This is a genomic window from Streptomyces sp. NPDC014676 (genome assembly GCF_043084105.1).
Taxonomy (GTDB): Bacteria; Actinomycetota; Actinomycetes; order Streptomycetales; family Streptomycetaceae; genus Streptomyces.
Genome location: NZ_JBIBZI010000002.1, coordinates 239439 through 248497, shown reverse-complemented (window position 1 = coordinate 248497; position 9059 = coordinate 239439). Strand labels below are relative to the sequence as shown.

The window sequence follows — 9059 nt, the reverse complement described above, 5'->3', positions numbered from 1 at the left end:
TCCGCTCGGGAACCGCTGGCTGCACACTCAGGCCGTGGCTGCTCGGGCTTGCGAGGCTTCCGCGGCTGTGTCTGAGGCGGACCGGGATCTTCTCGATGAAGTAGGGAAAGTCTTACCGCGCTCTGATCGGCAATCGCTTGATGGTGGACTGTCGGCTCTCTGCTCGGCTCGGCTACCGTTCCATGCATGCCTTTTGCACTGGACACGCCCCAGGGAGCGGCCGAACTCGCCGAGTCCCTGCTTCCTCCGCTCGGGAACCGCTGGCTGCACACTCAGGCCGTGGCTGCTCGGGCTTGCGAGGCTTCCGCGGCTGTGTCTGAGGCGGACCGGGATCTTCTCGTCGCTGCTGCCTGGTTGCATGACCTCGGCTACGCGCCCGAGCTGCGTGACACCGGGTTTCATCCCCTCGACGGTGCTCGGCACCTCGAATCGCTAGGTGCGCCGGCGCGCCTGGTGCGGCTGGTCGCTCACCACTCCGGAGCCGTGTACGAGGCGGAGCAGCGCGGACTGTCGGCAGAGCTGGCCGTCTATGAGAGGGAAGACTCGCCGGTCCTGGACGCCTTGATCTTCGCTGACATGACGACCGGCCCCGCCGGACAGCCCTTCGACTTCGACACTCGGATCGACGAGATCCTGGTCCGCTACGAGCCGGGCAGCGAGGTGCACAACGCGATCAGCAAGGCGCGGCCGTACCTCCGGGGCGCTGTCGAGCGGACCCGCGACCGCATGGCGCATCAGCCGATGTAGGGCTCCGCCCGGTCGGCCAGGCCGTGCTCGATCCGCATGCGCATCGACGGATGGATGTTCAGCTCGTCCAGCTTGCTCGGGTCGACGAAGGCCACTTCCTTGCTCTCGCTGCTCGTCCGCAGCTGGCCGCCGGTGATGCGGGCGTGGAAGCAGATGGAGAACTGCTGACGGACCTCGCCGTCGTCGTACGCCATGACGTGCCCGGGGTTGGTGTAAATGCCGACGAGGCCGGTCACCTCCACGTCGAAGCCGGTCTCCTCCTTCGTCTCGCGTACGGCTGCGTCGGGCGCTGACTCGCCCAGGTCGATGCCGCCTCCGGGCAGGGCCCAAAGATCGTTGTCGGTCTTGTGGATCAGCAGGACTTCCCCGGCCTCGTTGCGGGCCACGGCGGTCACGGAGGGGACGAGGCTGTTCGCCTTCGGGGCGTTGGGATCGTTGAAGTAGTCGACACGGGCCATGTGTTCAGCGTTGCACGTCCGGGGCCTGCTATGCCGTCCGGCCCCGCTCCCATGCGTAGTCGAAGCTCCGCATGTAGTGCCGGAAGGTCCGCGCTCCGGGGAGGTACCGGAAGTGCATCACCGGGTTCTGGCCGGCGGGAGCTCCGAGGACGTGAGGGTTCACGAGAACGTCCTCGTCGAACCGATAGATCGAGTTGTAGAGGATCGTGTCGTGCAACCGGACTTCGACACCGGGCGTCGACATGGCGGGCTCGAGATAGCGCCGGGTGATGCGGGCACGTGCGGCCAGGTCGCCGCCGATGCCCTCCTCTTCGCCACGCTGGCGGACCGCTTCGGAGTCGGGATCGCCGAGCAGGATGCGGATCTGGGCGCCAGCCTTCGCCTTCTCGGCCAGATGGTCGGGCAGGTCCGGATTGCCGTCGAAGAGGAACAGTCCGGCGTACACAAGGATGTCGACCTGGTCCGTCGCCTTCTCGATCAGGGATGACCAGAGCGGGGCGGGCACCGCGCCACGGTGCGGGTAGTACGTGATCAGCTCGGACGTGCTGGCCTTCTCCGCCTGCTTCTCCACGGACGGCCAGATGTAGACCTCATCGACTCCGAGGAAGCTCGCCGCCTTCCAGCGGTGCCCGCGGTGCGGGGTGCGGCCGGTGGTGATCCAACGCTCGACGCTCTTGGGATCCACCCCGACGTGCTCGGCAACGGACTGGATCGTCTCGTCCTTCGCTGAAATCGCCGCGCGCAGACGCTCGTTCGCCATGACGTGCCCTCCACTAGGACCCCTAGGGACGTTTTGACGGTAGCTCAGACGTCCCCAAACGTCCATACGGACGGTGATGCGTCCATCCCCTCTCACGGTCTCCTGATCTCACCGACGGAATGTCGGTCAATACCTCGCCTCAACAGGAGACAAGACGATGCGTCAGATCCCCGTGGACACCGCGAACGCGACCGTGATGGTCGCCAAGGCCCCGCAGCCCAAGGTGAAGGACCGCCGCACCGGTGAGATCGCCCTCGACAAGGACGGCACCGCCTTGATGACCGTGGAGGTCATGTTCTCCACGCCCGACGAGGTGGAGATCCTCAAGCTCACCGTTCCGGAGCCCGGCGTCTCCGAGGACCTGGCCATGGGCACCCCGGTCGTGCTGACCGGCCTGGTCGCCTCGCCGTGGGAGAACGAGTTCAACGGCCAGAAGCGGCACGGCATCGCCTTCCGCGCGATCGCCGTCACCTCCCTTGCCGATGGTGCCTCGAAGCCGAAGGCGGCCTGAGCCATGACGTGGCTGTTAGTCGCCCTGGTGCTGGTCGTTGCCGCTGCGGGTCTCCTGCGGTGGCGGCGTCCCGCCTGGTACTGGCTGACCTTCGGGGTCACCCTCGCCGCGCTGCGGGTCCTGGTCCGCTACGGCTCGGTCATGGACGCCTGCGGCCTGACCGTCCCGGCTCCCCGCTGGCGCCTGGCGCTGGCCCGGATGACCAACCGGCCCGTTCCCGGCCCTCGCGCTCCGCGCATCCTGCGGGTCCGGGTGACCCGCACCAGTCTGGTACTGCGGCTCAAGCTCCGCCCTGGTCAGGACGCCTTCGACGTGGCCGCCTCGTGTGACCGGTTGCGGCACTCGTTCGCCATGTACGGCGTCACTTCCCGCGAACTGCGCTCGGGCGTGGTCGAACTGCGCATGACCGGTTACGACGTGCTCAAGCGGGTGCAGATGCCGGCGCACGTCGACACCCGTCCGATGCGGGTCCCAGTCGCCCTGCGCGAGGACGGGGCTGTGCACTACCGCGACTACCGCACCGTGCCGCACGGGCTCACCGTGGGGGCCACGGAGTCCGGCAAGTCGGTCTATCAGCGCACCCTCGTGGCCGCGCTCGCCCCACAGCGTGTTGCCCTGGTCGGTATCGACTGCAAGCAAGGCGTTGAGCTGTTCCCGCTGGCGCGCCGGTTCTCCGCGCTCGCCGACAATCCCGACACCGCCGCCGAACTCCTCGACGCCCTCGTGTCCCACATGCAGGACGTCTACCAGCTCATCCGGGCCGAACAGCGGATCACCGCCGACGTGCCGGACGCGGAGATCGCCGCCGACATCTGGGACCTGCCCGAGGACCTGCGCCCGGTGCCCATCGTGGTCCTGGTCGACGAGGTCGCCGAACTCGCCCTCTTCGCAACCAAGGAGGACGAGAAGCGCCGGGACCGGATCATCACCGCCCTGGCCCGCCTCGCCCAGCTCGGCCGCGCGGCCGGCATCTACCTGGAGATCTGCGGGCAGCGCTTCGGCTCCGAACTCGGCAAGGGCATCACCATGCTCCGCGCCCAACTCACCGGCCGCACCGCCCACCGCGTCAACGACGAATCCTCGGCGAACATGGCCCTCGGCGACATCGCCCCGGACGCCGTGCTGGCCGCGATCCAGATCCCCACCGACACCCCCGGCGTCGCCGTCACCGGCGATTCGGCCGGCGGCTGGGCCCGCATCCGCGCCCCGCACACCTCGCTACGGCACGCGGTGAACGTCTGTAACCGGCACGCCGACCTGACCCCGGACCTGCCCGCCCTGGCGCCGTTCCGGCCCGCGCTCGGCACCCTCGCCCCGGTCCCGGTCCCGGCTGTCGAGTCCGCATCGGCCGCCGCCTGAGCCGGAAGGAGAAGCTGTCATGCCCCGGACCGCTCTTCGCGTGGATGCCGTCCTGGTCCAGGCCATCATCGCCGGTGCCCTGTCCTTCGCCCACCTGCACGACCTGGCCGCCGCTGCTGGGCAGGACGGCTGGAAGGCCTGGGCGTATCCGGTCTCCGTGGACCTGCTCTTGGTCGCCGCCTGGCGTCGGCTGCGCATGGATGGGCCGTCCCGGCTGGCCTGGTGCTGGTTCCTCATCGCCTTGGTCGCCTCGCTTGGCGCCAACGTCGCCACCGCCGGACTCCTCGACCTCGGCGACGTCCCGGCCTGGCTGCGCATCCTGGTCGCTGCCTGGCCCGCCCTGGCCTTCATGGGTGGCACTCTCCTCGCCCACTCACCCGCGGGCCACGCCTCGGACCCTGCGCCCGAGGCGGAGCCCGAATCGGTCGTCGCCGCTGAGCCGGACCCGGAACCGGTACCGGTGGCGGCCGTCGACGACACTCCCGCCCTCCCGGCCGCCGACCCGGCCCCGGCACCGCCGGCCGTTCCGGTCCCGGCCGCACTGGTGGACCACGCACGCAAGGTCGCCGACGACCACCACGCCCGCACCGGTGCCCGGATCGACACCGACACCCTGCGCGCCCGCCTCGGCGTCCCGCCGCACCTGGCCGACGCCATCGCCGCCCAGCTCGCCTGACCCGAAAGGAGACGACTCGCCATGCCTACTCGTGACTTCTTCCACTCCGTGATGCGGATCGGCCCGGTGCAGATCGGCACCCACCGCGACCGCCACGGCACCACCAAGCACGCCGCCGTGTGCAGCTCGGACGGCTGCGGCTGGTCCGCCGACTACACCAGCCAGTCCGCCGCCCAGCTCGCCGCCCGAACCCACCGCTGCTGCGTCCGCTAGGAGGCCACCGTCATGGATGTCCCGCTCTGGTTCGCACTGCTGGTCGTCGGAGTCCTCGGCGTCAAGCTCATCCGCCCGCCCTGGTGGCTCATCGCCGTGCTCCTCCTCGGTGGCTACCTCCTCGCCGACAGCCTCCTGGCCCCGGTCATCGACACCGCCGTCAAGTAAGGAGACCCGCCCATGTTCCGGCCCAAGCTGCCCACCATGCCCCAGCCCACCGGCACGGTCACCCCGCCCGCGGTCATCGAACCGACCATCATCACGCCGGGCACCCCGGCCATGTCACCGGCTCCGGTCGCCCCGGCCCCGGTGCCGACGCGTCCCACGGTCCAGCTCACCCCCGGCACCGCACTCGCCCTCGTCGGCGGCGGCACCGCCGTCGTCCTGGTCGTCGGCGCCGTTCTGGTCTCCATGCTCCTGGCGGTCGCCATCACCGCCGTCTCGGTTGCCGTCTGCGCCGTCGTCCTGCGCTCGCTGCTCGCCTCCGACGCCAAGCGTCGCTGACCGGTCCCGAAGGCGACGCACAAGCCGCCAAGCACGCCGCCGCCTCCGGGACCGCACTCCGCCAACCGCCATCGCCACAGGAGAACGTCATGGATCTGCACATAGCCGCCGCCCTGGTGCCGTTACTCGGCTGGGCCGTGCACGGGAGCGTCCTCGCCCACCGGCTCGCCTCCGCCCGCCGGGACCCGCTGACCGGCCTGCACACCCGCGCCGGATGGACCGCCCGCGCCGAACACCGCATCCGCCGGCACCCGGCCGCCGCCGTGCTCCTGGTCGACCTCGACCACTTCAAGGCCCTGAATGACACCTACGGTCACGCCGCCGGGGACGCCGCCCTTGTCGCCACCGCTGACCGGCTCCGGGCCTGGTGCGGACGCCACGGCACCGCCGGACGCCTGGGCGGGGATGAGTTCGTCGCCGTCGTCCGGGACCTGGCCATCGTCGACCGGGATGAGCTCACCGCCACACTGCACCGGCCGCTGGACTACGCCGGAAGGTCGCTGCCGTTGGCTGCCTCGGTCGGTGTCTGCCGCGTCGCCGAGCTGCCGGTGCCGCTGCTGACCGATGCCCTCGCCGCCGCCGATGCGGCCATGTACGCGGCCAAGGGCCGTGGCCGCCGGGGCTCCCGCCTCTCTCATTGACCGGCCACCGGGTGGCGCACAAGCCGCCAAGCACGCCGCCACCCGGGGCCGTTCCTTCCAACCGCAATCGAAAGGAACCACCATCATGGCCCAGGACACCCCGCCCGCACGACGTATCTGCCCGGACTGCGACGGCTTCGCCACGGTCGCCGTCACCCTCGGCGGCCGCGACCCGCGCGGTCACCTGCGCACCATCACCGCGCACTGCCCGGCCTGTCAGGGCACCAGCACCGTTCCCGCCCGCCGCGTCCGGGAGGGTGCTGGTGCCTGAGACGCTGCTCGACCCGGCCACCCTCGGCGACCTGCTGAGGGTGGCTTCGGCCGTCGACTACCACCGCTGGGAAGAGCAGATCCGCCGTACCGGCGGCTGCTCCGACCCGATCCACCTGACCGGCTGGACGATCCACAAGGACAAGACCACCGGCCAGACCCTGCATCACTACTCCACCGAGAGTGAGCCGGGCGGACGACTACGCGTCGCCTGCGGCAATCGTCGCGCCTCCCGCTGCCCGTCCTGCGCCTGGACCTACGCGGGCGACACCTACCACCTCATCCGCGCGGGCCTGGCCGGGGACGACCGCCGCGACATCCCCGCCACTGTCCGGGACCACCCGCGCGTCTTCGCCACCCTCACCGCACCCTCGTTCGGCCCGGTCCACAACCGGCCCGACCACGGGACCTGCCGCTGTGGCACCCGCCACGCCCCGGACGCCCCGAAGCTGGGCACCGCCCTGGACCCGAGCACGTACGACTACGCGGGCGCGGTGCTGTTCAACAACCACGCCGGGCAGCTCTGGCAGCGCTTCACCAACCGGCTCCGCCGCGAGATCGCCGCCCGCGCCGGCCTCACCCAACGGGAGCTCAAGGAGGCCGCCCGGCTGTCGTACGGCAAGGTCGCCGAGTTCCAGAAGCGCGGTGCCGTGCACTTCCATGCCGTGATCCGCCTCGACGGACCCGACGGCCCGAGCACCCCGCCACCATCCTGGGCCACCGTGCAGCTGCTCGCCGACGCGATCCGCGCAACTGCCGCGCACTCCTACACCTCGGTCTCCGTCCCGGCCGCCGCCGACCAGCCCGCCCGGACCTTCCGCTGGGGCACCCAGCTCGACGTCCGCCCCGTGAAGGCGTTCGGGGACGGCTCCGACATCACCGAACAGGCCGTCGCCTCCTATGTCGCCAAGTACGCCACCAAAGCCGCCGAGAACACCGGCTCCATCGACAGCCCAATCCACTGCCGCGCCTGCCGGGGCACCGGCCGGTCCCGCCGCTACGACCGCGTCGGCTCCGCCCTCAGCCGCTGCACCACCTGCGACGGCACCGGCCTGCGGGAAGATCTCGACCGCCTGGAGGTCACCGACCACGCCCGCCGCCTCATGGCCGCGTGCACCCAACTGCAACCGCTCTACCCCGACCGCCAGCTGGCCCGCTGGGCTCACATGCTCGGCTTCCGAGGCCACTTCTCCTCGAAGTCCCGGCGCTACTCGACCACCCTTGGCGCGCTCCGCCAGGCCCGCGCCGACTACCGCGCCGCCCAGGAGCAAGCCGCCCTTGGCCTCGAGGACGCTGAGCCGGACACCGTCCTGGTCCTGGCCGACTGGCAGTACGCCGGACACGGCCACACCCCCGGTGAATCCGTCCTCGCCGCCACCATCGCCCGCAATCTCCAGCTCAACCGTGAAACCGCCCGCGAAGCACTGCGCGACCAACTCGCCGACGAAAGGGAGTGCTGACCATGGCCTCACAGCTGCCGAACCGGTTCCTGACCCCTGAGGACCTGGTCGAGATGTTCGAGCTGCCCAGCGTCGAGACGGTCTACCAGTGGCGCCGCAAGCGCACCGGTCCCCGCGGCTTCCGCGTCGGCCGGCACCTCCGCTTCGACCCCACCGACGTGCGGGCCTGGGTCGACTCCCAGATCGGAGAGGCCGCCTGATGGCCGGACACATCCAAGACCGCTGGTACCGGACCGAGACCGGCCCGGACGGCAAGACCCACAAGGTCAAGACCGACCGCCACGGCACCGGCCTGCGCTACCGGGCCCGCTACGTCGGCCCCGACGGCACCGAGAAGTCCAAGAGCTTCCCGGACCGCCAGAAGCGCCTCGCCGAGCAGTGGCTCTCCCAGATCGAAGCAGACATGGCGCGCGGGCAGTACATCGACCCGCAAGCCGGTCGCCTCACCGTCCGGCAGCACGCCGAACGGTGGCTGGCATCGCTCACCATGGACCCCGGCACCTTCGTGAGCACCGAGCAGCGCATCCGCCTTCACGTCCTGCCGTACCTGGGGAGTCGCACCCTCGGCTCCCTGCGGCCGACCCACATCCGTGAGTGGCTGCGGAAGCTGCAGGACGGGGGAGTCGCACCCACCTATCAGCGGGTGATCTTCGCGAACCTCTCCACCATGCTCACAGCGGCCGTGGATGACCGCCTGATCGCTGAGAACCCCTGCCGTTCGTCGTCGGTGCGGGCTCCGAAGCTCGACCCCCGCCGGATCGTTCCGTGGTCGCGTGACCGCGTGCTCGCGGTTCGCTTGGCCCTACCGGAGCAGCACCGGGCCATGGTCGACCTGGCCGGTGGCTGCGGCCTGCGTCAGGGGGAGGTCCTGGGCCTGGCGGTCGAGGACGTGGACCTCATCGAGGGAGTGGTTCACGTGGACCGGCAGGTCAAGCTCATCCGCCACCGCGCGGTGTTCGCGCCGCCCAAGGGAGGCAGGACGCGCACGGTCCCCCTGCCCGAAAGCGTGGCCCGGTCGGTCGAGGAACACATCAGCCAGCATCCGCCGGCCGCTGTGACCCTGCCGTGGCGGGTGGTCGACGGAGAGCCGGTCACGGCGTCACTGCTCTTCCACCGGGATCAAGGCCGTCCGGTCAACCGCAACGACTTCAACCGCTGGGCCTGGCGGCCGGCCCTCCGCTCGGCGGGTGTGCCCTTCGGCCGGGCGAGCGGGATGCACGCACTGAGGCACTTCTACGCCTCCGTCCTCCTGGACGCGGGGGAGAGCGTCAAGGCCCTGTCCGAGTACCTCGGGCACCATGACCCGGGCTTCACACTGCGCACGTACACCCACCTGATGCCCAGCAGCGAGAAGCGGACCCGGGAGGCGGTGAACCGGGCCTTCGCGGACGGCCCCGACACCGATGACGGCCCCACGACGGCCCAGGAAGGGTAAGGACGCGGGAAACATGCAGGTCACG

At 70.6% G+C, this 9059-nt stretch carries 14 protein-coding genes; 12 read left to right on the top strand and 2 right to left on the bottom strand.

Annotated features, from left to right (window positions below):
* Positions 1–186 precede the first annotated feature (186 nt).
* Positions 187–747 (top strand): HDIG domain-containing metalloprotein, encoded by a 561-nt coding sequence (locus ACF1DX_RS05535; protein ID WP_391789933.1) that lies wholly within the window; start codon positions 187–189, stop codon positions 745–747.
* Here the strand turns inward: ACF1DX_RS05535 and ACF1DX_RS05530 are convergent.
* Positions 735–1205 carry an NUDIX hydrolase gene (locus ACF1DX_RS05530; protein ID WP_391789932.1) on the bottom strand — a complete coding sequence of 157 codons (471 nt, stop codon included), beginning with the start codon at positions 1203–1205 and terminating at the stop codon, positions 735–737. The two genes, ACF1DX_RS05535 and ACF1DX_RS05530, sit on opposite strands and share 13 nt — an antisense overlap.
* A 28-nt stretch (positions 1206–1233) precedes the next feature.
* Positions 1234–1965, bottom strand: a complete 732-nt coding sequence (locus ACF1DX_RS05525) for an XRE family transcriptional regulator (RefSeq protein WP_391789931.1) — start codon at positions 1963–1965, stop codon at positions 1234–1236.
* A gap of 157 nt (positions 1966–2122) precedes the next feature.
* On the opposite strand from ACF1DX_RS05525, the gene ACF1DX_RS05520 reads away from it, so the two are divergent.
* The 11 genes from ACF1DX_RS05520 (at position 2123) to ACF1DX_RS05470 (ending at position 9034) form a co-directional block, all read left to right on the top strand.
* Positions 2123–2476: a hypothetical protein gene (locus ACF1DX_RS05520; protein WP_345579935.1), complete on the top strand. Its 354-nt coding sequence runs from the start codon at positions 2123–2125 to the stop codon at positions 2474–2476.
* A 3-nt stretch (positions 2477–2479) separates the two neighbouring features.
* Entirely contained in the window at positions 2480–3835 is a 1356-nt protein-coding gene (locus ACF1DX_RS05515; RefSeq protein WP_391789930.1) for an FtsK/SpoIIIE domain-containing protein, read from the top strand.
* A gap of 19 nt (positions 3836–3854) precedes the next feature.
* The gene (locus ACF1DX_RS05510; RefSeq protein WP_391789929.1) at positions 3855–4511 is read left to right on the top strand and encodes a DUF2637 domain-containing protein; all 657 of its coding nucleotides are present in this window, start codon (positions 3855–3857) and stop codon (positions 4509–4511) included.
* Between the two features lie 21 nt (positions 4512–4532).
* Entirely contained in the window at positions 4533–4724 is a 192-nt protein-coding gene (locus ACF1DX_RS05505; protein ID WP_391789928.1) for a mobile element transfer protein, read from the top strand.
* A gap of 12 nt (positions 4725–4736) precedes the next feature.
* Positions 4737–4892, top strand: a complete 156-nt coding sequence (locus ACF1DX_RS05500) for a hypothetical protein (protein WP_189480439.1) — start codon at positions 4737–4739, stop codon at positions 4890–4892.
* 12 nt (positions 4893–4904) lie between these two features.
* Complete coding sequence (locus ACF1DX_RS05495) at positions 4905–5228, top strand: SpdD-like protein (RefSeq protein WP_391789927.1); 324 nt, start codon at positions 4905–4907, stop codon at positions 5226–5228.
* Between the two features lie 89 nt (positions 5229–5317).
* A complete protein-coding gene (locus ACF1DX_RS05490) occupies positions 5318–5869 on the top strand; it encodes a GGDEF domain-containing protein (protein ID WP_391789926.1) in 552 nt (183 codons plus the stop codon).
* 85 nt (positions 5870–5954) lie between these two features.
* The gene (locus ACF1DX_RS05485) at positions 5955–6140 is read left to right on the top strand and encodes a hypothetical protein (protein ID WP_391789925.1); all 186 of its coding nucleotides are present in this window, start codon (positions 5955–5957) and stop codon (positions 6138–6140) included.
* Positions 6133–7599: a replication initiator gene (locus ACF1DX_RS05480; RefSeq protein ID WP_391789924.1), complete on the top strand. Its 1467-nt coding sequence runs from the start codon at positions 6133–6135 to the stop codon at positions 7597–7599. Before ACF1DX_RS05485 ends, ACF1DX_RS05480 begins: the two co-directional genes overlap by 8 nt.
* Before the next feature lie 2 nt (positions 7600–7601).
* Complete coding sequence (locus tag ACF1DX_RS05475; protein ID WP_391789923.1) at positions 7602–7799, top strand: helix-turn-helix transcriptional regulator; 198 nt, start codon at positions 7602–7604, stop codon at positions 7797–7799.
* Complete coding sequence (locus ACF1DX_RS05470) at positions 7799–9034, top strand: tyrosine-type recombinase/integrase (protein WP_391789922.1); 1236 nt, start codon at positions 7799–7801, stop codon at positions 9032–9034. The genes ACF1DX_RS05475 and ACF1DX_RS05470 overlap by 1 nt, the downstream gene beginning before the upstream one ends.
* Positions 9035–9059: the final 25 nt, after the last annotated feature.

Excerpts from the sequence above, each read along its gene's own strand:
- ACF1DX_RS05515 (WP_391789930.1), top strand. The coding sequence starts at position 2,480 with ATGACGTGGCTGTTAGTCGCCCTGGTGCTGGTCGTTGCCGCTGCGGGT.
- ACF1DX_RS05520 (WP_345579935.1), top strand. The coding sequence starts at position 2,123 with ATGCGTCAGATCCCCGTGGACACCGCGAACGCGACCGTGATGGTCGCC.
- ACF1DX_RS05530 (WP_391789932.1), bottom strand. The coding sequence starts at position 1,205 with ATGGCCCGTGTCGACTACTTCAACGATCCCAACGCCCCGAAGGCGAAC.
- ACF1DX_RS05525 (WP_391789931.1), bottom strand. The coding sequence starts at position 1,965 with ATGGCGAACGAGCGTCTGCGCGCGGCGATTTCAGCGAAGGACGAGACG.
- ACF1DX_RS05485 (WP_391789925.1), top strand. The coding sequence starts at position 5,955 with ATGGCCCAGGACACCCCGCCCGCACGACGTATCTGCCCGGACTGCGAC.
- ACF1DX_RS05510 (WP_391789929.1), top strand. The coding sequence starts at position 3,855 with ATGCCCCGGACCGCTCTTCGCGTGGATGCCGTCCTGGTCCAGGCCATC.
- ACF1DX_RS05490 (WP_391789926.1), top strand. The coding sequence starts at position 5,318 with ATGGATCTGCACATAGCCGCCGCCCTGGTGCCGTTACTCGGCTGGGCC.
- ACF1DX_RS05495 (WP_391789927.1), top strand. The coding sequence starts at position 4,905 with ATGTTCCGGCCCAAGCTGCCCACCATGCCCCAGCCCACCGGCACGGTC.
- ACF1DX_RS05535 (WP_391789933.1), top strand. The coding sequence starts at position 187 with ATGCCTTTTGCACTGGACACGCCCCAGGGAGCGGCCGAACTCGCCGAG.
- ACF1DX_RS05470 (WP_391789922.1), top strand. The coding sequence starts at position 7,799 with ATGGCCGGACACATCCAAGACCGCTGGTACCGGACCGAGACCGGCCCG.
- ACF1DX_RS05505 (WP_391789928.1), top strand. The coding sequence starts at position 4,533 with ATGCCTACTCGTGACTTCTTCCACTCCGTGATGCGGATCGGCCCGGTG.
- ACF1DX_RS05500 (WP_189480439.1), top strand. The coding sequence starts at position 4,737 with ATGGATGTCCCGCTCTGGTTCGCACTGCTGGTCGTCGGAGTCCTCGGC.
- ACF1DX_RS05475 (WP_391789923.1), top strand. The coding sequence starts at position 7,602 with ATGGCCTCACAGCTGCCGAACCGGTTCCTGACCCCTGAGGACCTGGTC.